The sequence below is a fragment of the Rhodococcus sovatensis genome (assembly GCF_037327425.1).
In the GTDB taxonomy this organism is placed as follows: Bacteria; Actinomycetota; Actinomycetes; order Mycobacteriales; family Mycobacteriaceae; genus Rhodococcoides; species Rhodococcoides sovatense.
Genome location: NZ_CP147846.1, coordinates 3,707,136 through 3,727,339 on the forward strand (window position 1 = coordinate 3,707,136; position 20,204 = coordinate 3,727,339).

A 20,204-nucleotide genomic window follows, 5' to 3' on the forward strand; every position below is an offset into this window, starting at 1 on the left:
CTCATGTGGCGGGCTGTTCTCGTCCGAGAATGCTCTTGGTGTCCGTGCCGGGGCGTGGGCTGCGTAGATCACTGGCGCGCACTACGTCCTCGGGTCGGTTACTGGGGAATCCCGACGCGACAGCTGCCGCGAGTTCCAACAGCGCAACACGGGTCCGCCGTTTCAATCTGTTCATATCGATCTCCGCGCCCTCCTCGAGGTGGGGGTCGAACGGGATCAAGACCACCTGACGGCATCGCTGATCGAAGTGCTCGACCACCTTGGCAAGATCGACTTTCCGCGCTCCCGGCGGCACGGCATTGAGGACGGCAACCGACGATCGAACCAAGTCGCTGTGCCCGTGGGCATCGAGCCAGTCCAATGTTGCCGATGCGCTGCGGGCACCGTCGACCGCACTGGAGCTGACAACGACCAACGCATCGGAGCCTTCGAGGATGCTGCTCATCGCCGAGTGCATCAACCCGGTCCCGCAATCTGTCAGCACGATGCTGTAGAACTTCTCCAGCAACTCGACGGCCCTGTCGTAGTCCTGGCCACTGAACGCCTCGGAGACCGCCGGATCCGTGTCCGATGCCAACACTTCGAGCCTGAAGGCATTCTGCGATGTATACGCCCGAACGTCGCTGTAGCGCTTCAGATCGTCGATGTCGCGCAGCATGTTCCGCACAGTCGCCGGTGTCTCCAGCGGCACCTTCTGACTCAGGGTGCCGCGGTCCGGATTTGCATCGACTGCTATCACGCGGTCCCCTCGGATCCGCGCGAACGTAGAGCCGAGCGTTGCCGTCGTCGTCGTCTTTCCGACACCGCCCTTGAGGCTGAGCACCGACACGCGGTAGCAGCCGACGAGATGCCGGTCCACCTGTCGAGTCAGCCGCACCAACTGCTCGTCACGCGCACTGTTCCCAAGATTCACACGCCGGCCGGTCATCGTATGAAGCCACCGCCGCCATCCGAAAGCCGGGGGCGGTGCAACGTGCTTGACGAGCAACGCGTTGGTGAGATCGAGAGCGGATGCCGATGCCACCGGCGGCAACGTGCCCTGCAGCCCGGGCTCAGGTTCCAGGGGCCGCGAGTTAGGCCCGGCCGCTTCGGGAGGCATCGGAACGGGGGTCGAGCGAAACCCTGGTGTAGCGGTAGCAGGCTCCGGCGTAGGGGCCGAAGCCAACTCCTCGCCGTCCTCCCCGGGCTCGGCCGGACTCACCGCTTGCCACGAGCTCATCTGCCATTCGGCCACGACCGATTCCCCCTGTCGTTCCGGACTCCCCAGCCGGACGACGCGGACGTTACCAGCGTCAGTTGAGTCCTGCGTAGGAGTGCAAGCCGGAAACGACCATGTTGATGATGAACAAGTTGAACAGCATTGCGGTGAAGCCGCCGATGTTGATCCAGGCCGCACGGGTGTTGCGCCATCCCGACGTAGCCCGAGCGTGCAGGTAGGCCGCGTAGATGATCCAGGTGATGAACGACATCGTCTCCTTGGGATCCCATCCCCAGAAACGACCCCACGCAGCCTCGGCCCAGATCGCACCGAGAATGACACCCGCACCGAACAACGGAAACGCGATGATCGTCGTCTTGTATGCGAGACGGTCGAGCGCCTGGGCGTCGGGAAGCTTGGATGCGAACCGACCCCAGAAGCCTCGGCTCTCCTCACCGGCGGGCTGCTTGATCCGCAGCAGGAACAGCAGGCTGGCGACGCCGGAGACCAGCAGGATGCCGCTGCCGACGCTGACGATGGTGACGTGGATCGGCAGCCAGTACGAGCGCAGCGCGGGCACGACGGGCGCAGCGTCGGCGTAGAGCTTGGTTGCCGCGAGGAACATCAGCACGATGATGGGAGCAAGAACGAACACCAACATCGGGCGCATCGAGCGCTTGCGCAGCAGGACGATCGAGGTCAGCGTGGCGGCCGCCGTTGCCATGGTGACGAACTCGTACATGTTGCCGAGCGGGAACCGGTGCGTGGCGAACCCTCGGAGTACCACCGAGGCCACGTGCAACACGAGAGCGAGGATCAGCAACGCAAAACCCATCCCCGACAACCGCTCCGACAGCGGTCGTTTGGGGGTCTCCACAAGACGTCCAGGAACGTTCTTGTCCAAGACGGGCGCACCGCTGCCGACAAGCTCCTTGGCCTGTACCGCCGTAGCCTTCGCCGATGCGTACTGCGCAATGAGCAGGACGAATGCGAGCACGTAGATTGTGAACGCGGATTCGAACGACCAGTCGCTGTACTGCGAGAGAGTCTCGTTGATCGGCATCGGTCAGTTCTCCTGATCTTTCGTGTCCACTGTCTTCACATCGCCGATCAGTCGTTCGCAGAGTCGGTCGAATTCTTCGCCCCAGCCCGCCTGATCGGTCCGAGCGAGGCCACCGAGTTCTACTACAGTACGTCGTGTGTCCGAATCGGTGCGCAGTCGGACCCACACTCGACGACGTTTGATCACCAGGGACACCAGCAGTCCACCCATCATCGTCAACGCGAACACCAGCACCCACGTCTGAGCCGGGTCGTGCGAGACCTGCAGGTTGACGAACTCCTCGGCACCGTCGAATCGGACCTCGGTGCCGTCGGAGAGCGTCGAACTCTCCCCCGGCATCAGGTTCACACGGTCCTGTTTGACGAGTCTGCCCTGGTTGATCATCTCCTGATTCAAGGAGAACAACGACTGCGGGTACCCGGTGTCGAGACCGGTGTCTCCGCGATAGATATCGATCGCGACGGCTGGATCGGTCATCGCCGGGTAGCTCGACGACAGCAGGTTGCCATGGAAGAACGCCGTCGGCGCGAACAGTCCTTCGATCGCGATCTGGTTCTGTCTACGTTCCGTCGCCTCCGGGTAGAGACCACCGGGCGGGTCGATCCGTAGCACCCCACTGGACAGGAAGGTGGTGGCGTCGGTCGGCTGCCACTGGACGGTCTCGGTGCGGGTCTCGCCGTTCGGGAACGTGACGGTGAAGGTCGGCGCGTACCCGTGCCCCTGCAGGTAGACCCTGTCCCCTGCCACGCGCAGTGGGTGATTGACCTGAAGTACGTCCTCACGCCAGACGTTGTTCGCCAGATCGTCCTCGGCCTGATATTCGATGTTCGAGGTGAACATCTCGGCCTGGCCGTTATCGAGGTAGTCGGCCTTGAAGTCCTTCACACGGATACACAGCGGTTCCAGATCGGTACCGTCGACTCGATAGCCGGCGCGAAATCCGTCGTAGATGGCCGGCGTAGTACTGCAGATGCCGGGTCCGTCGTTCGCGATGACGATGACGTTGCCCTCGTACCCGTAAAGCTTGCCCAGCGCGATCGCGGCGAGCAGTCCGACGAGCGAGAGATGGAAGACGAGGTTGCCGAACTCGCGGAAGTATCCCTTCTCCGCCGAGAGCGTCACTTCCTCACCCGAACCACGCACTGCCACCCTCCAGCCACGCAGCTGTGACTTCACCTTGGCTGCGGTCTCCTCGGCCGTGGCGTCGACGGTGTACTCACGGTGGTGCGGCAGCCTCGCGAGATTGCGAGGCGTCGGTACGGGTTTGGTGCGCAGCGCCTTCGCATGCTCGATACACCTCGGCACGATGCAGCCGATGAGCGAGACGAACAGGAGCGCATAGATGGCGGTGAACCAGAAACTGGAGAAGACGTCGAACAGCTCGAGCTTGTCCATCAGCGGTCCGAGAGTCGGCCTGGCCGCGATGTATTCGTCGACCTTGCCGGCATTGAGGCTCCGCTGCGGAACCAACGCCCCGGGAATCGCTGCGAACGCGAGGAGGAACAGCAGCACCAACGCGGTCCGCATACTCGTGAGCGACCGCCACGTGTTGCGCACCAACGCAACCGCGCGCCCGACGGCCGACTGCCGAGGAGGGTTCGACGGCGGGCGGGTATCGAGATCCGTCATATCGCCGCTCATATCGGGAGCACCACATCGGATACGAATGCGTCGCGGACCCAGCTCACGAACACGTCCCACGCACCTGTGACGAGTGCAATTCCTACTGCTATCAACATGATTCCGCCGAACACCTGTATCTGTCGTGCATGGGTGCGAAGCCAACCGACTCCGCGTAGGGCGCTCACCGAACCGAACGCGAGAATCACGAATGGCAGACCGAGGCCGAGGCAGTACGCGATGATCAGCGCGACACCGCGGGCCGCCGTAGCGCCCTCGGTACCCGCCGCGAGCGAGATGACGCTGGCGAGCGTCGGGCCGAGACAGGGTGTCCATCCGAGCGCGAACACCCCGCCGAGCAGCGGCGCACCGAGCAGACTGCTGACCCGTCGAGGCTCGAACCGAACGTCACGCTGCAGCGCCGGAACGAGTCCGATGAACACCAATCCCATTGCGATGGTGATGACTCCGCCGATGCGCATCAGCAGTTCACGGTTGACCGACAGTGCCGAAATCGCACCGAACACGGTCGCAGTGGCCAGTACGAACACTACGGTGAAGCCCAGGACGAACAGTCCGGCTGCACCCGCGACCCGCAACCTGGTCGATGCCCGGACCTTCGTCGTCGCAGCTTCGGACGCTGTCACCGCCGGAGCGTCGGCGCCGACGACACCCGCCAGGTACGACAGATAGCCGGGAACGAGCGGGACGACACACGGGGACGCGAACGACACGAGCCCGGCGAGGATGCAGACACCGAACGCGAGAATCAGTGGACCCGTCGCAGCCGTCGTCTGGAACGTCTCGCCTATACCGGCCGCGTAAAACTGGTGACTCACTGCTGATCGGGCTCCTCGCCCGCTATCCGTTCGACGACGGGTTGCAGGTCCTCGGTCAGGAGTTCACGCAGGAACACCGCTGCGACGCGGTGTTGCTTGTCGAGAACGATGGTCGTCGGGACGACCGACGTGGGGATGCCGCCGAGCGCGGTGAGCGTGCGCATGGGCGGGTCGTAGATCGACGGGTACGTCACCTTGTTGTCGACGACGAAGTCCTGCGCTTTGTCCTGGGCAGCGTCGCGCACGTTGATACCGAGGAACTGGACGCCGAGATCCTTGGTGTTGACGAAGACCTCTTCCAGATCGTCGGCCTCGCCGCGACACGGCCCGCACCACTGACCCCAGACGTTCAACACCACCGCCTTGTCCTCGTAGTCGGACAGCGAGGTGGTCTTGCCCTCTTCCATCAAGTCCGGTCCGGACAACTCTCCGAGGGTGCCGCGCTCTGACGGCGGGTCGTAGAAGATTTCGGTCTGGCCACCCGGTGAGACGAAATCGAACGTTCCGCCGGTTGCCACTGCATCGGTGCCGGTCGCGCATCCGGAGACGAGCGTGAGCGCCGACAGTGCAGCTGCTGCGGACAGAAGAAACTTGCGCATCGGAGTATCAGGCCCCGGTCACTCGGGGGTCGCTGGCGCCGGCGGGTTCGGAGTAGACGATGTCTACGAGGGTGTCACCCTCGTAGACCAGCGAGGTCAACGACGCCAGGCCGCACTGACGGTGCCGCGGATCGTGCCAGAGCCGCTCGCCTTGGAGGAACCGACGCAGCGTCCACACGGGCAGCTGGTGGCTGACGCACACGGCCTCGTGTCCGACGGCTGCGACGCGCGCGGCATTCACCGCGGCCAGCATTCGGTGCGCGATCTGCAGGTAGGGCTCGCCCCACGACGGGGTGAACGGGTCGCGCAGCTTCCACCAGTGACGCGGACGACGGAGCGCACCGTCGCCGACCGCCACCCGCAGACCCTCGAACTCGTTGCCGGCCTCGATGAGGTTCTCGTCCTCGGCGATCTGAAGGCCGTGAGCTTTCGCGATCGGACCTGCCGTTTCCTGCGCTCGTTGAAGAGGCGACGCGACGACATGCGTGATGTCGTGTCCGGCAAGAGCATTCGCGACGGCAGTGGCCTGCGCTTGCCCGGTCACCGAGAGACGAAAGCCCGGCAGGCGTCCGTACAGGATGCCCTTCGGGTTGTGCACCTCACCGTGCCGCAGTACATGGACGATCGTCCGCGTTGCCTGATGCGGGTGGAGATCGCTGGAGTCGGGGATGCTCACTTGATTCCTGCTTCTGCTCGGGCCGCTGCACGAGCGGCGTCGGGAAGTGCGTCGGCGATGATCTCGAAAGCACGGTCGTCGAGAGCCGCAGACACGAACCACGCCTCGAACGCGCTAGGCGGCGGGTACACACCACGTGAGAGCAGGCCATGGAAGAACGCCGGGTAGCGCCACGTCTCGGCCGCTTTGGCGCCCGCATAATCGGTGACGGGTCCGTCGGAGAAGAACACGCTCACCATAGTGCCTGCGAACTGCACGTGATGACGAACTCCGGCCTCGGTCAGCGCATCGCCCAGCAGTCCGCCGAGACGCTCGGAGTTCTTCTGCAGCTTCTCGTAGACGGTCGCGTCCGCAAGCTGCAGGCTCGCGAGCCCCGCTGCGACTGCGACGGGGTTACCCGACAACGTTCCCGCCTGGTAGACGGGTCCGGCCGGTGCCAGGTAGGCCATGATGTCGGCGCGTCCACCGAACGCGGCTGCGGGCAACCCGCCCGACATGACCTTGCCGAACGTATAAAGATCGCCGGCAACGCCGTCGATGCCGTACCACCCTGCGGCGCTGACACGGAAGCCCGTCATCACCTCGTCCATAATGAGCAGCGCACCGTTGTCGGTGGCCTGGCGTCGGAGCCCCTCGTTGAATCCGGGGACGGGCGGGATCGCGCCCATGTTCCCGGCCGCAGCCTCGGTGATGATGCAGGCGATCTCGCCCGGATTCGCCGCGAATGCTGCAGTGACTGCGGCGAGGTCGTTGTAAGGAACGACGATCGTGTCCGACGCCTGCGCGCCCGTGACTCCCGGAGATGTGGGCAGTCCGAGGGTGGCGAGACCGGATCCCGCGTCGGCGAGCAGCGCGTCGACGTGGCCGTGATAGCAGCCGGAGAACTTGACGATCTTGGTGCGACCGGTGAAACCGCGCGCAAGCCGTACGGCGCTCATCGTCGCCTCTGTGCCCGAATTCACAAGGCGAACCTGCTCGACGGGACCTACTCGACGGACGATCTCCTCGGCTAGCGCGATCTCACGCTCGGTCGGGGCGCCGAACGACAGCCCGGTCGATGCTGCCTTCTGCACCGCCTCCACGACGACCGGATGCGCGTGTCCGTGGATCATCGGGCCCCACGACGAGATCAGGTCGACGTAGCTGTTGCCGTCGGCGTCGATCATTGTGTAGCCGCTGGCCTCGGTGATGAAGCGCGGCGTACCGCCGACCGAGTGGAAAGCGCGCACCGGCGAGTTCACCCCGCCTGGAATGACCGCGCTCGCGCGCTCGAAAAGCTGGGCCGAAATCGGGGCGTCGTTGCCGGTGGATACAGTCACGAACCCCAGTGTCCCAGGTTTGCCGATCTCGCCAACTACAGGGCGTAATAATCAGCCCTTCTTGCGCTTCTTGTCCTTCTTGTCTTCGTCGTCCTCGTCCTCGTCCTCCGGCATGACGATCATCGCGACCAGAACAACCGCCCAGATACCGAGCGGCCACATCGGCCAGTATCCGGTCAGTTCGCCTTCGGAGATGGACTGAAACCCCCAGATTCCCGTCATGATGATGGCGCCACCGAACCACCAACGCCACTCATCGAAGTACTCACGCCACTGTGCGGCGTCCTTGGACTTCGCGAGGAACTTCGATTCGGGATCTTCGGAGGCCGAGAATTTGGGGGATACGGGCAAATCGTCGGTTACCCGAGCCAACTCACCCCTCGTTGCCGACAGCCACACTGCGTCGAGCCGCTCCTCGTACTCGGCAAGTGTCAGCCTGCCGTCGGCCATCGCTGTTCCGAGCAGCTTCGCTGTCGCCTCACGCTCGGCGGTTCCGACGCGCAGCTTCTCCATATCGGAACTCATCTCGCACTCCTGACGTACCGATCGGTATCCGAATTGTCAGGTTATCGCCTATCTCCGACATCTTCAGCTCTTTGGTTTCGGACAACCCTCCGGAAAACAAGAAAGCCGCCGACATCAGGCCTCGTTCAGAAGGGGCCTGATGCCGACGGACGTCTCGGGTCGAGCTACGGGCGGCGGCGCTCCGCGTCACGTTCGGTGTCAGCAGGGTTCACCTGTGCGTGGCGGGCGTCATGTGTGCCCTCCACGGATGCCTCGCCTACTGCACCCGGCTGCGCGTTGCGCTTGACTGCTGCATCTGGCTGCGCGTTGCGCTTGACGTCGGGATCGATCTTGTTGGCCCGCTCGTATTCGGCGTCGAGCTCATCGCGCGAGGTGGCAGCATCGCCCAGATGCGTCTCGGCCTGCAGATTGAGCCTGCGAGCCTCGGCGGCCTTGGCCTCGGCATCGGCCTGCGCGCGTCGGGCTTTGGCGGCGCTCTCGTCGGCGAGAGCTTGACGCTCGTCGACCTCGGTTGTCCGCTCTGCGGCCTTCTCGCGAATTCGCTCGGCCTCTACTCGTTTGGCCGCTTGCTGCTTACGCGTCAGCGCGAGCGCAATGGCCACGATGAGCAGAACGACGACGACGGCTATGACGATCCACACTGCTGTATTCATTACCTACCCCAATTATCGGACGAGATAATCGGTTACCCGTCAGAGGTCGAGGCAAACCCCAGAACGTCTGCCACCGCCGTCGCCTCGAACCAACCATCGGCCGCCGACCGGAACGATTGCCTGCTCATGGTCCCGACCGAGGCGGGGATGCATCCGAGGACCGGTCGGCCGGTGACGTCGGGAAGTTCGACGAGGTTGGTCCGCGCGGCCAGGTCGGGTTCTGACGGCCACGCCCCGACGATCAGCCCGGCACAGAACACCCCGGCATTGCTCAGGGCACCGACCGTCAGCGCCGTGTGGTTCAGCGTCCCCAGTTCGGCGCTGCACACCACCACGACCTGTGCACCGAGCTCCGCCGCTACGTCGAGGAGAGTGAACCCGTCCGCGCCGAGGCGCACGAGAAGCCCGCCTGCACCCTCCACGAGAACGACGTCGGTATCGAGTGATCGGATATCGGTGAGCACGGATCCGAGTTCGAGGAGAGGCGCGGACGCCAGGCGTGCCGCGACATCCGGGGCCAGCGGGTCCCGGTAGCGAGCCGACTCAACCGTTCGCTCCACGCCCGCCAGGCGTCGAACCTCGGCTAGGTCACCGGGTTCGCCAGGCTCGACGCCGGTCTGAGCCGGCTTGACGACGGAGACGGATGCACCGAGGTTCATCGCGGTCACAGCGAGCGCTGCCGTCGCGATCGTCTTCCCGACGCCGGTCGATGTGCCGGTCACGACCAGAACCGTCATACCCGAGCACCGTCGAGGACCGAACCGAGAACGGACCCGATCACGTCCAGCTCGTTCTCGGTCAGGTTCGCCCGCGCAGTGAGCCGTAGCCGTGACGTGCCTTCCGGTACCGACGGCGGCCGGAAGCATCCGACGTGCACCCCTCGTGAATATGCCTCGCGTGCTGCATCGTAAGCACGCTCGGGATCTCCCAGAATTACCGAGACGACAGCAGATTCGGGTACGTCCGCGCCCACGATCTCGGCCAACTGAGCGGCGCGCACACGCACCGCAGCGGCTCGTTCGGGCTCACGAGCGAGCACCGCCAGCGCGGCACGGGCAGCGCCGACTGCGGCTGGGGCGAGGCCCGTGTCGAAGATGAAGGGTCGTGCGACGTCGATCAGATGCGCCCGCACTGCGGCAGGGCCGAGGACGACTCCCCCCTGCGATGCCAGCGACTTCGACAGTGTCGCGGTGACGATCACATCGGGTAGTCCCTGCAGGCCCAGTTCGTGGACGAGCCCGCGGCCCCCGTCGCCCCGGACACCGATCCCGTGCGCTTCGTCGACGAGGAGAACAGCCGAGTGACGTCGACACAGCGCATGCAGCTCGCGGAGCGGCGCGAGATCCCCGTCGGCACTGAAGACCGAATCGGTGACGACGAGTGCTCGGTCTTCGGTTCGCGTGCGAAGCGCCAGCTCCACCGCGGCCAGGTTTCGTCGGTCGTACACCTCGATGCGTGCCCGCGACAGTCGGCACGCATCGACGAGAGATGCGTGCGACGCCGAATCGGACAGGATCAGCGTTCCCCGCCCGGACAGTGCTGCCACAACACCGAGATTCGCGGTGTACCCCGAGGAGAAAACCAGAGCCGACTCGGCTCCGACGAAGGCGGCCAACTCGGAGTCGAGCTGCTCGTGCAGGACGGTGGTACCGCTCACCAGGCGTGAACCCGTTGAGCCTGCACCCCAATCGCGCACCGCGGCGCACGCAGCGTCCACGACGTCGGGGTGGCGACACAGTCCGAGGTAGTCGTTGGAGGCGAGATCGATCACCCCCGGCTGTGCACACGTGCGGGGGCGCAGGTCTCGGTGCACGCCGCGCTCGAGTCGCAGAGTCGCCGCATCGGTCAACCAGTCGAGTGTCGCCACCCGAGCGACCCTACTTGAACGGCGTTCAAGTTTGCGCGACAGCCCCCAGCGCCGCACAGATGCGCGCGATCTCGTCTGCACTGCAGATGTACGGCGGCATCGCATAGACGAGACGTCCGAATGGTCGCAGCCACACGCCCTCCGCTACCGCAGCGTCGGTCGCTCGTTGCATATCCACGGGCTCGTCCATCTCCACGACGCCGATGCCGCCGAGCACACGCACGTCGGCGACGCCGTCGAGTGTCTCGACTCCAGCCAAGCCGTCGCGCAGGCCCTGTTCGATGCCCGCCACCTCGGCTCGCCAGTCCCGTTCGAGAAGAAGTTCGACGGCTGCGACTGCGACCGCGCATGCCAGCGGGTTTGCCATGAACGTCGGGCCGTGCATCAAACCGCCTGCCGCACCCGCACTGATCGTCTCGGCAACGGGCGAGGTGCACAGCGCAGCGGCAAGCGTCATGTAACCGCCGGTCAACGCCTTACCGACGCACATCACATCGGGTGCCACACCCGCGTGGTCCGCCGCGAACAGCTCGCCGGTACGTCCGAATCCAGTGGCGATCTCGTCGAACACCAGAAGAACGTCGTGCTCGTCGGCCATTCGACGGAGCTCGGTCAGGTACCTCGAATCATGGAACCGCATTCCGCCCGCGCCCTGCACGATCGGTTCGACCACGATGGCGGCAACCTCGTCCCGGTGCCGCTCGAGTAGCTCCTCGAAGAGACGCACGTAGTCGGGCTCGTAATCATGCGGCGGTGCGGGCGCGAAGATCTGCCGATTGAGCACGTCCGACCACAGCGAGTGCATTCCGCCATCGGGATCGCAGATGCTCATCGGCGCGAACGTGTCACCGTGATACCCGCCGCGCCACGTCAACAGCCTGCGCTTGCTCTCCCGCCCGCGCGCACGCCAATACTGGATGCACATCTTCACGGCGACCTCGACCGACACCGAACCGGAATCGGCGAAGAAAACCTTGTCCAGACCCTCCGGCGTGATACGCACCAATAGTTCCGCGAGCCGTGCCGCAGGTTCGTGAGTCAGTCCGCCGAACATGACGTGGCTCATTCTGCCCAGCTGATCGCGGGCGGCGGCGTCGAGCACTGGATGGCGGTAGCCGTGCACCGCTGCCCACCACGAACTCATCCCGTCTATGAGTTCACGGCCGTCGGCGAGCGTCAGCCGGACACCGTCGGCGCCGGCAACCACGAGCGGCCTGGTCGTGGACGGGAACCCACCGTACGGGTGCCAGACGTGCCGAGCGTCGATTGAGGAGATCTCTGTCGTGTCGATGCGGACACAATAACCGCACTCATCCTTGTAACACGCATGTTACGTCTGCATTACACTCGCCAGCATGGAGGCACAACACGAACCAGCGCGGTACTCCTGGCCGGATGGCTTCCGGGAGCACCTGATCGCAGAATTCGACGGGTACAGCCCGCTCGTCACGCGCGCCCTGGAAGACAACGGTGCGTCGATATTCCGTGATGGACCGTACGGCCGAAGCAAGTTCTGGGCCCGCGTGCGGCACATCGGCCGAGAGTATCTGTGGCCTTCGTGACCTTTCTCTCCTCGCCGGAAACCGGAAAAGGTTACCGTCGAGTATGACTACGACTTCGGAGCACATTCGGAACACGTTGGACGGTCGCTGGCGCGATGTGAAGAACGAGGCACGCGCCCAACTTGTTCGCGACGAATTTCGTCCGCATTACACCCCGAACACCGTCATCGCACGCACCAAGGCTCTCGAGCAGCTCAAGCTGCTCGCCCAGCACGGAGCTGCAGACGACGGGTTCAAGAAGGAACACGGCGGCACCGGTGACGTCGGCGCCGCAGTCACCATGATCGAAATGCTCGCGATGTCCGACCTGTCGCTGATGGTCAAAGCCGGGGTCCAGTGGGGCTTGTTCGGCGGTGCGATCGAAAACCTCGGTACCGAGCGTCATCACGAGAAGTACGTGCGACGCCTCATCGACCTGGATCTACTCGGCTGTTTCGCAATGACGGAGACGGGCCACGGCAGTGACGTGCAGTCCCTCGAGACCACCGCGACGTACGACGCCGAGTCCGGTGAGTTCGTCGTCCATTCACCGACGCCGTCCTCGCGCAAGGACTACATCGGCGGAGCGGCCGAAACAGCCACCGTGGCTGCAGTATTCGCACAACTCATCACCGCTGGCCCAGGACAGGAGCCCGAAGGTCACGGCGTCCACTGCTTCTTCGTGCCACTGCGCGACGAGAACGGTGACGATCTGCCCGGCGTCACCACCTCGGACTGCCAGTACAAGGGCGGATTGCCCGGCGTAGACAACGGTCGGATCATGTTCGACCATGTCCGGATCCCACGCGACAACCTGCTGAACAAGTACGCCGACGTCGCGGCCGACGGCACCTACTCCTCCCCCATCGAGAATCCGAGCCGTCGGTTCTTCACGATGCTCGGCACGCTCATCCGTGGGCGCGTGACCGTCGGCGGTAGTGCAGCGGCTGCGGCAAGAGTCGCACTCGACATCGCGACTCGATATGCGTTGCAGCGTAGGCAGTTCTCGGCGCCCAAGTCCGAGGAAGAGGTGCTGATCATGGACTATCTGGTCCATCAGCGTCGCCTGTTCCCGCTCATCGCGAAGTCGTATGCGCTGCAGTTCGCGCAGAACGAGCTCGTCGCCAAGCTCCACGAACTACAGACGGCCGACAACCCGGACGCCGAGGAGCAGCGCGAACTCGAGTCCCGTGCAGCGGGCCTCAAGGCCGCGAACACCTGGCATGCTACCCGGGCGATCCAGGAGGCACGCGAAGCATGCGGCGGCGCAGGCTATCTCGCCGAGAATCGGCTCATCTCGCTCAAGGCCGACACCGACGTGTTCACCACTTTCGAGGGCGACAACCATGTGCTGACGCAGCTCGTCGCCAAGGAACTGCTCACCGCGTACGCCGACGACGTCAAGAGCATGAGCCCTGTCGAGTGGGTACGGTTCGCTGCCGAGTTCGCCGGTGACCGCGTCGTCAAACGGACTGCGGCCCAGACGATCATGCAGACCATCCTCGACACCCGGCAGGACAACGAGGAGGAAGGCTCGCTGTTCAACCGCGGCACTCAGGTCAAGATGTTCGAGGACCGCGAGGACTACCTGCTCTCGACCGTGGCGCGCAGGCTGCAGCGCAAGTCCAAGGAGATGAGCGCGTTCGACGCGTTCAACTCGGTCCAGGATCACGTCCTTCACGCCGCAAGCGCGCACATCGACCGGATCATTCTCGAGGCGTTCGTCGCCGGCATCGCGGCGTGCGAGGACGAGGCGGCCAAGCAGCTGCTCGAGCAGGTCTGCGACGTCTACGCGCTGTCGGTCATCGAGGAGGACAAAGCGTGGTTCATCGAACACCGCTACCTGTCCACCGAGCGGTCCAAGGCAGTGACTCGCGGAATCAATGAGCGCTGCAAGACTCTTCGCCCGCACGCGCTCGAACTGGTCGAGGGCTTCGGTGTCCCCGAGCAGCTACTCGGTGCCGCGATGCTCGGCCACCCGCAGGCCGGTAGCGACGACGAAGAAGCAGCACACCCCAGCAAGGCCTGAACCCGAAGCTGAGTGCGTAGCTGCATCCGAAACGCAGCTACGCACTCACGGGGTCGGGGCCGGGGACACCCGCAGTACCTGATCGTCCGATCCGTTGTCGGTGGTCACCAGGAACGACCCGTCGTGCAACGAAGTCAGCGAACGCAGTCGCCCGTACGCGTTCTCCAACGCGACGGCCTCCTGCGTGACCTCGGTACCGTCCTCGTTCAACTTCAGAAAGACGAGCTTCTCGCCCTGCTGGCTCGACACGACGGCGGCACCGGACCATTCGCCCCAGGCAGGCCCGTCGACGAATGTCAGCCCAGGCGTCGCGATGGTGGGCGTTCCCGAGCTCCAGACGGCTGCGCGCGCTCCCGGCACGCGATCAGGATCGGTCATCGGTACCGACTCGTCGTACGTCGATGGCAACCGGTCCGGCTTGTAGCCGTAGTTGCCGCCGGCCACCAGCAGATTGAGTTCGTCGTCCCGTGTTGTGCCCTGCTCGACCTCGTACAGGCGCGAGGTTCCCGGCGCGAACGCCAATCCCTGAACGTTGCGGTGTCCGAGCGTGTAGACCCGTCCCGGCGCATCCGCGGCCGCCGAGCCGTCGGCGTTGACGTGTAATACCTTGCCGCCCAGCGAGTTCGGATCCTGCGGAACCGACGGACTCGCAGTGTCCCCGGTCCCGATGAACAACGTGCCGTCGGGCGCGGCCAGAATCCGGCATCCACCGTGCCGTCCACCGTCTGCAACGGGAATGTCGTCGACGATCGTCTTGACCCGCGTGAGCGAAGTCCAGTCCTCGTCCACGGTCCACTCGAGCACCGCGATTCGATTGTCGGCGCCCGCCACGCCCTGGCACGTGTAGAGCACGCGCGACGTCGGGAAGTCCAGTGCCAATTCGATTCCCATGAGCCCGGTCTCGCCTCGGGCGTAGAGGTCGGCGAGATCGGCCTCGAGATCACCCACCGTCCCATCGGCGCGCTGGACCACGAAACGCCCGCTGCGCTCGCCGGTGAGAATCGTCCCATCGGGTGCGGACACAACATCCCACGGCTTGGTGAGACCATCCATTTCGACGGTCACATCGAGGGCAGGAAACGAGCCGACCGCAGTAACCGAACTCGGTGGCACCGTGCTGGGCTCGGCCGCTTCCGACTCAGGTCCAGCCGAGCAGGCAACCGTGAGGCACATGATCGACACCAGGGCGGAAGTACTGTTCAGCACGCCCCGTACACCCGTCACGAGGCGAGTCGGTAGCCTGCGTCGTCGACAGCACCGGCCACCGCGGCGTCGTCGATGTCCGTCTCGCTCGTGACGAGAACTCGGCCCGATTCCACGTCGACCTCGACGCCGACGACACCGCCGATCTCCGATATCTCCTCGGAAACCGAAGCAGCGCAATGCTGGCACGTCATTCCCTCGACGACAAAACTGCGTTTCATGGTTCGAACCTTCTTACGGTAGTCAGGAGCGGACGAGTCGCGCTATCGCGTCGGACGCCTCTTTCACCTTGGCATCCGCCTCGGGACCACCCTTCTTGGCGGCCTCGACGACACACCCTGCGAGGTGAGCGTCGAGCAGCTTGAGCGAAACGGACTGCAGCGCTTTCGTGGCTGCGGACACCTGCGTCAGGACGTCGATGCAGTAGCGGTCCTCGGCGACCATGCGCGAAATTCCCGCGACCTGGCCTTCGACGCGCCGCAATCTTTTCAACAGATCGTCCTGTTCAGGCGAATAGCTACTCATACCAGAAGATGGTACCCCTACCGGGTATGGGAACGCCGCAGAACCGACCATCGAACTGCATCGACCGACAGCAAGAGCGCAACGAGCACGCAGAACGTAGCCGCTGCGATCCACGATCCCGAGTATCTGGTGGACACGAACTCGGGCTGCCCGCCGACGACGGCCGCGAATGTGCTGTCGGTGACTCCGAGATTCCAGCACACGACGGCGACTACCAGCAGAGCAATCGCGCCGATGCCCTCCCCGATCCCCCTCATTCCCTACTCACCAAAACCTCCCCTAGCGCTTCTCGGAGGCCGTCGTCGTCTTTCGCCCACGCTTGGACCAGCGCTCCGCCGACCAGACGTATACCGATGCCGTGACGCCGACGCGGGACACCACTCAGTTCGCCGAGCACCCGGGCTGTCTCCCACTTCCTCGGCTCGTAGTCACCGTCCGAGTAATCGGCGGGGGGCAGCACCACGTCGATGTCGTCGAGTTCGACGGTCTCCGTCCCCTGCCGGAGGTACGAGGACGTGAGTTCGACGCTGACATGGCGTCGCGCAGCCGAAATCTGAACGTAGGTGAATCCGACGAGCAGCAGAGCGAACAATGCCAGCGCGAACCAGTGCACCACCGGCCCGGTCAGCAATTCCACCACCAGCACGATCGAGCAGAACGCGGGCCCCCAGGCAAGCGCCGACCAACGCGCGCCCGGTTCGGCGAACAACACTGGACTATCGGACACGAGCGAACCATTCCCGAGCCGGTGGCCGGTCTACCGTCGGGATGTCGGAATTCACGACACCATACTGCCCTGACGCCGCCTGATACCCAGCTTCCGGGTCGATCAGCCGGTCACCATGGCAGGCAGAAGAATCACAACAGCCGCGAGTACGCCTATCGCCACGACGAGTCCGATCAACAGCAGCTCTCGTGCCACGCCGTGTTCGCACGGAACCGTCTTGCTGGGCAGGTCACGCGGACGCGACCCCGGCACAGCCGTCGGAGATATCGACGTCGGGGGTGTGGATTTCGCTCGGACCTGCATGCAACTCCTCGGAAGTCCCGTATGTGACTTCCATCACGCTACCTGCCGAAGCGCGCCGAACTCAAACGCAGCTGGTCACGCCGCACTGAATCCCAACGTCATGATCAACACAGCGATGGATACCGCGACAAGGAGGCCGAGCAGTGCCCACAGTGGTCGGCCACGCTCGACATCCTCGGCGGATCGCATGTCGGCAGGTCGAATACTGGCGGGTCGAATATTGGGCTGCGTCATGGGTCTTCAGATCCGTCCACTCGAGGGTCCCCCATGAACGGTGATACTAATCACATGTTACTGAAGTGACGTGAGTGACACGCCGAGGGCGTCAGGCTTTACGGGAAGCCAGGAAGTAGGCATTGGACTCTTTACGGTGAAGTAGGTAGTTCGCTCCTGCGGCCAGCACCCCTTGCAGGATCGAGACCACACTCATGACGATCTGCAAGGCACCACCGTCGACACCGAAACCGAACAGCTGCGGGATCGCCAGCACCACGGTGACCGTTCCGATCATCGTCAACACCGCACGGGCCCACAGTCGACCCATCCGCATCTTCTGTACCCAGTAGGTGAACAACGCCGCGAAACCGATCCCGAACAACGCCATCATCACGAGGGCAACCGTCAGATATGTCTCGGCGGAGTCGAGCGTCAGGGGCAGCGAGGGATCCTGAGCCTTGATGTCGTCGACGAGCTGTTGCGCGAAGACCGTCCGCTCACCGTTCACCATGATCAAAGTCATCAACAAGCTGAGTAGTCCGAGCCCTGCCACTCCCCACAAGAGGTGCCGAGCTGTCTCGACGTCGACCGGGGCCGGTCGGTCGACCTGGTGCAGCGGCGGTGGGCCATGCTCGGCCTCCCAACGTTCCCAGTCCGGCTGGGGAGGTTGCTGCTCGTTCTCGGGATGCCAGTTGTTGCTCACAGCCACCCTGCCGCTTCTGTTGCCCAATAGGTCAGTACGACATCGGCACCCGCGCGCCTGATGCTCGTCAACGATTCGAGCACCGCCGCATCTCGATCGATCCACCCGTTCTGCGCGGCGGCTGTGATCATCGCGTACTCACCCGAAATCTGGTACGCCGCAACAGGTACTGGCGAGATGTTGGCAACGTCCCGAAGGATGTCGAGATACGACATCGCGGGCTTGACCATCACCATGTCTGCACCTTCGGCGAGGTCGAGCTCCACCTCGTGCGCGGCCTCGCGACGGTTCGCCGCATCCTGCTGATAGGTACGCCGGTCCCCCTGCAGCGAAGACCCGACCGCTTCCCGAAACGGCCCGTAGAAGGCGGACGCATACTTCGCCGAGTACGCCAACTGGCCGACCTCGGTGTGTCCGGCTGCGTCGAGCCCGTCGCGAATCGCGGCTACCTGGCCGTCCATCATTCCGCTCGGTCCGAGCAGGTGTGCACCGGCATCTGCCTGTGCCACAGCCATATCGACGTAGCGCGCCAAAGTCGCATCGTTGTCGACCACACCTTCGGGCGTCAGCACCCCGCAGTGGCCGTGATCGGTGAACTCGTCGAGGCACGTATCGGCCATGATGACCGTCGCATCGCCGAGATCCGCCTTCAGCGCTCGCAGCCCTCGGTTGAGGATCCCGTCAGGATCGCTTGCGCCAGTGCCGGTTGCGTCCTTGTCCTCTGGCCGCGGAACACCGAACAACATGAGACCACCGACGCCCGCAGCGACCGCCTCTTCGGCGGCCTTGCTCAGCGAATCCAGCGTGTGCTGGAAGACACCTGGCATCGACGAAATCTCCCGCTGCTCGGTAATGCCGTCCGCGACGAACATCGGCAACACCAGATGCCGTGCCTGCAACGAGGTTTCGGCAACAAGACGCCGAAGCGCCGGGGTGCGCCTGAGTCTGCGTGGACGATCTACCGGGAACAAGGGTGCCTCACTTCGTTTCAGCGCCGACGAGACTTCTTACGCGGAGGCGGCAGGGCGCCTTCTGCGCGCAGACGAGCGGCATGCTCGGCCAGCGCCTCGATCAGTGGACCGACCTGCGCGGTCTCGGGCTGCACGTCGACCCGCAGTCCGAACTCGACGGCAGTCTCGGCGGTCTTGGGTCCGATGCAGGCAACGAGCGTGCGCGCGTGCGGCTTACCGGCGATTCCGACGAGATTGCGAACGGTCGAACTCGACGTGAAGCACACCGCGTCGAATCCACCGGTCTTGATCATCTCGCGTGTCTCGGCGGGTGGCGGTGCGGCCCGCACGGTGCGGTAGGCGGTCACGTCGTCGATTTCCCAACCACGCTCACGCAGACCCTCGGCAAGCGTCTCGGTCGCAATGTCCGCACGCGGCAACAGAACCCGATTGACCGGATCGAAGACCTCGTCGTACGGCGGGAAGTCCTCCAGCAGCCCGAGGGAGGACTGGTCCCCCGACGGCAGCAGTTCGGGATTGATTCCGAACGACCGGACCTTCTCCGCGGTAGCTTCACCGACGCAAGCGATCTTCACGCCAGAGAACGCACGAGCATCGAGCCCGAACTCCTCGAACTTCTCCCACACCGCACGAACGGCGTTGGTGGAGGTGAAGACGACCCACTGGTATCGACCGTCGACCAGTCCCTTGACGGAGCGTTCCATCTGCGCCGGGCTGCGGGGCGGCTCGACGGCGATGGTCGGGACCTCGATGGGGATGGCGCCGTGCGTGACGAGCCGATCGCTCATCTCGCCCGCCTGATCCTTGGTACGCGGCACGAGTACGGTCCAGCCGTACAGCGCCCGAGATTCCCACCACGACATCTTGTTTCGTCCCGCGACGACCTTGCCGACGGTGACGACGAGCGAGCCCACGAGCTCGCTACCTGCGTCGTTGAGCGTCGCGAGGGTCGCTTCGACGGTGCGCTGCTGACGAGTGGTGCCGCGGACGGTGATCGCGGCGGGCGTCTGCGGAGCGAGTCCGTGTTCGACGAGTGCGCTTGCGGTCTCGGCGAGGTGTCCCGACGTCGCATGCAGGACCAGCGGACCGGGAGCTGCAGCGAGCGCAGCCCAGTCGACCTCTCCTCGGACGTCGGCCTCGGTGTGACCCGATCCCAACGCCATGCCCGCGTAGCTCGGCACTGCCGATCCGGAAGGCAGGCCGGGCAGAACCTCGAACTGCACGTGGGTACGGGCGACGGCACTGACCTCGGCAATCACCGAATCGGTGGTCAGCGGATCTCCCGACACGAGCCGGACCACGTCGTGTCCGTTCTTCGCCTCGGCGAGCAGAGTCTTCGCGACCTCTGCGGGCTCACCGAGGGCCGGCCGGACGTCGACGCCATTGGCGCCGGTCTCCGGGTCACGGGGCAGGTCGTTGCCGACGAGGGCGACGACGCCCTTGTCGACGTCCGGGTCCGTGAAGGCGAGCTCGGCGGCGCCGAGAACCTCACGTGCTCGGACAGTGAGCAGAGCCGGGTCACCCGGCCCGGATCCCACGAACAGGATCCGCCCGTTGGCGTTCTTGCGGACTGGGCTCATCGGTTGTTCTCCAGTGCTTTCTTGTGTGGGTAATGCAGTTCTATCGG

Annotated in this window: 24 protein-coding genes; 2 read left to right on the plus strand and 22 right to left on the minus strand. The window is 64.6% G+C overall.

Annotated features, from left to right (window positions below; all coding sequences use genetic code 11):
- Position 1: 1 nt before the first annotated feature.
- The 12 genes from WDS16_RS17160 to WDS16_RS17215 all read right to left on the minus strand — a co-directional run bounded on the left by WDS16_RS17160 (position 2) and on the right by WDS16_RS17215 (position 11,650).
- The gene (locus tag WDS16_RS17160) at positions 2–1,234 is read right to left on the minus strand and encodes a MinD/ParA family ATP-binding protein (protein WP_422395681.1); all 1,233 of its coding nucleotides are present in this window, start codon (positions 1,232–1,234) and stop codon (positions 2–4) included.
- Between the two features lie 58 nt (positions 1,235–1,292).
- Entirely contained in the window at positions 1,293–2,261 is a 969-nt protein-coding gene (ccsB, locus tag WDS16_RS17165) for a c-type cytochrome biogenesis protein CcsB (RefSeq protein ID WP_338886412.1), read from the minus strand.
- Between the two features lie 3 nt (positions 2,262–2,264).
- Positions 2,265–3,890 (minus strand): cytochrome c biogenesis protein ResB, encoded by a 1,626-nt coding sequence (resB, locus tag WDS16_RS17170; RefSeq protein WP_338886413.1) that lies wholly within the window; start codon positions 3,888–3,890, stop codon positions 2,265–2,267.
- An 8-nt stretch (positions 3,891–3,898) separates the two neighbouring features.
- Complete coding sequence (locus tag WDS16_RS17175; RefSeq protein WP_338886414.1) at positions 3,899–4,720, minus strand: cytochrome c biogenesis CcdA family protein; 822 nt, start codon at positions 4,718–4,720, stop codon at positions 3,899–3,901.
- Positions 4,717–5,319: a TlpA disulfide reductase family protein gene (locus tag WDS16_RS17180; protein WP_338886415.1), complete on the minus strand. Its 603-nt coding sequence runs from the start codon at positions 5,317–5,319 to the stop codon at positions 4,717–4,719. The genes WDS16_RS17175 and WDS16_RS17180 overlap by 4 nt, the downstream gene beginning before the upstream one ends.
- Positions 5,320–5,326: 7 nt before the next feature.
- Positions 5,327–5,989 (minus strand): histidine phosphatase family protein, encoded by a 663-nt coding sequence (locus WDS16_RS17185; RefSeq protein ID WP_422395839.1) that lies wholly within the window; start codon positions 5,987–5,989, stop codon positions 5,327–5,329.
- A gap of 2 nt (positions 5,990–5,991) precedes the next feature.
- Positions 5,992–7,314: a glutamate-1-semialdehyde 2,1-aminomutase gene (hemL, locus tag WDS16_RS17190; protein ID WP_338886417.1), complete on the minus strand. Its 1,323-nt coding sequence runs from the start codon at positions 7,312–7,314 to the stop codon at positions 5,992–5,994.
- Positions 7,315–7,365: 51 nt separating this feature from the next.
- Positions 7,366–7,839 (minus strand): DUF1707 domain-containing protein, encoded by a 474-nt coding sequence (locus WDS16_RS17195; RefSeq protein WP_338886418.1) that lies wholly within the window; start codon positions 7,837–7,839, stop codon positions 7,366–7,368.
- Positions 7,840–8,003: 164 nt separating this feature from the next.
- Positions 8,004–8,492, minus strand: coding sequence for a hypothetical protein (locus WDS16_RS17200; protein ID WP_338886419.1), 489 nt, complete (start codon positions 8,490–8,492; stop codon positions 8,004–8,006).
- Positions 8,493–8,524: 32 nt separating this feature from the next.
- Entirely contained in the window at positions 8,525–9,229 is a 705-nt protein-coding gene (gene bioD / locus WDS16_RS17205; RefSeq protein ID WP_338886420.1) for a dethiobiotin synthase, read from the minus strand.
- Entirely contained in the window at positions 9,226–10,359 is a 1,134-nt protein-coding gene (locus tag WDS16_RS17210) for an 8-amino-7-oxononanoate synthase (RefSeq protein ID WP_338886421.1), read from the minus strand. Before WDS16_RS17210 ends, bioD begins: the two co-directional genes overlap by 4 nt.
- A 25-nt stretch (positions 10,360–10,384) precedes the next feature.
- Positions 10,385–11,650, minus strand: coding sequence for an adenosylmethionine--8-amino-7-oxononanoate transaminase (locus WDS16_RS17215; RefSeq protein ID WP_338893504.1), 1,266 nt, complete (start codon positions 11,648–11,650; stop codon positions 10,385–10,387).
- A 64-nt stretch (positions 11,651–11,714) separates the two neighbouring features.
- Between WDS16_RS17215 and WDS16_RS17220 the strand changes: the two genes are divergently transcribed.
- Positions 11,715–11,921: an inositol 2-dehydrogenase gene (locus WDS16_RS17220; RefSeq protein WP_068380180.1), complete on the plus strand. Its 207-nt coding sequence runs from the start codon at positions 11,715–11,717 to the stop codon at positions 11,919–11,921.
- Between the two features lie 43 nt (positions 11,922–11,964).
- Entirely contained in the window at positions 11,965–13,929 is a 1,965-nt protein-coding gene (locus tag WDS16_RS17225) for an acyl-CoA dehydrogenase (protein WP_338886422.1), read from the plus strand.
- 45 nt (positions 13,930–13,974) lie between these two features.
- On the opposite strand, the gene WDS16_RS17230 is transcribed toward WDS16_RS17225, so the two are convergent.
- The 10 genes from WDS16_RS17230 to WDS16_RS17275 all read right to left on the minus strand — a co-directional run bounded on the left by WDS16_RS17230 (position 13,975) and on the right by WDS16_RS17275 (position 20,157).
- A complete protein-coding gene (locus WDS16_RS17230; protein ID WP_338893506.1) occupies positions 13,975–15,102 on the minus strand; it encodes a PQQ-dependent sugar dehydrogenase in 1,128 nt (375 codons plus the stop codon).
- Between the two features lie 47 nt (positions 15,103–15,149).
- Positions 15,150–15,353: a cation transporter gene (locus tag WDS16_RS17235; protein ID WP_338886423.1), complete on the minus strand. Its 204-nt coding sequence runs from the start codon at positions 15,351–15,353 to the stop codon at positions 15,150–15,152.
- A 22-nt stretch (positions 15,354–15,375) separates the two neighbouring features.
- On the minus strand, positions 15,376–15,657 hold the full coding sequence (locus WDS16_RS17240; protein ID WP_068380163.1) for a metal-sensitive transcriptional regulator: 282 nt from the start codon (positions 15,655–15,657) through the stop codon (positions 15,376–15,378).
- A gap of 17 nt (positions 15,658–15,674) precedes the next feature.
- Entirely contained in the window at positions 15,675–15,914 is a 240-nt protein-coding gene (locus WDS16_RS17245) for a hypothetical protein (RefSeq protein WP_338886424.1), read from the minus strand.
- A complete protein-coding gene (locus tag WDS16_RS17250) occupies positions 15,911–16,384 on the minus strand; it encodes a hypothetical protein (RefSeq protein WP_338886425.1) in 474 nt (157 codons plus the stop codon). The genes WDS16_RS17245 and WDS16_RS17250 overlap by 4 nt, the downstream gene beginning before the upstream one ends.
- Positions 16,385–16,486: 102 nt before the next feature.
- Positions 16,487–16,687, minus strand: a complete 201-nt coding sequence (locus tag WDS16_RS17255) for a hypothetical protein (protein ID WP_338886426.1) — start codon at positions 16,685–16,687, stop codon at positions 16,487–16,489.
- 75 nt (positions 16,688–16,762) lie between these two features.
- A complete protein-coding gene (locus WDS16_RS17260; RefSeq protein WP_338886427.1) occupies positions 16,763–16,921 on the minus strand; it encodes a hypothetical protein in 159 nt (52 codons plus the stop codon).
- Positions 16,922–17,012: 91 nt separating this feature from the next.
- Positions 17,013–17,606 (minus strand): hypothetical protein, encoded by a 594-nt coding sequence (locus WDS16_RS17265; protein ID WP_338886428.1) that lies wholly within the window; start codon positions 17,604–17,606, stop codon positions 17,013–17,015.
- Positions 17,603–18,577: a porphobilinogen synthase gene (gene hemB / locus WDS16_RS17270; protein WP_338886429.1), complete on the minus strand. Its 975-nt coding sequence runs from the start codon at positions 18,575–18,577 to the stop codon at positions 17,603–17,605. Before hemB ends, WDS16_RS17265 begins: the two co-directional genes overlap by 4 nt.
- Positions 18,578–18,594: 17 nt before the next feature.
- Positions 18,595–20,157 carry a bifunctional uroporphyrinogen-III C-methyltransferase/uroporphyrinogen-III synthase gene (locus tag WDS16_RS17275; protein WP_338886430.1) on the minus strand — a complete coding sequence of 521 codons (1,563 nt, stop codon included), beginning with the start codon at positions 20,155–20,157 and terminating at the stop codon, positions 18,595–18,597.
- Between the last annotated feature and the right edge of the window lie 47 nt (positions 20,158–20,204).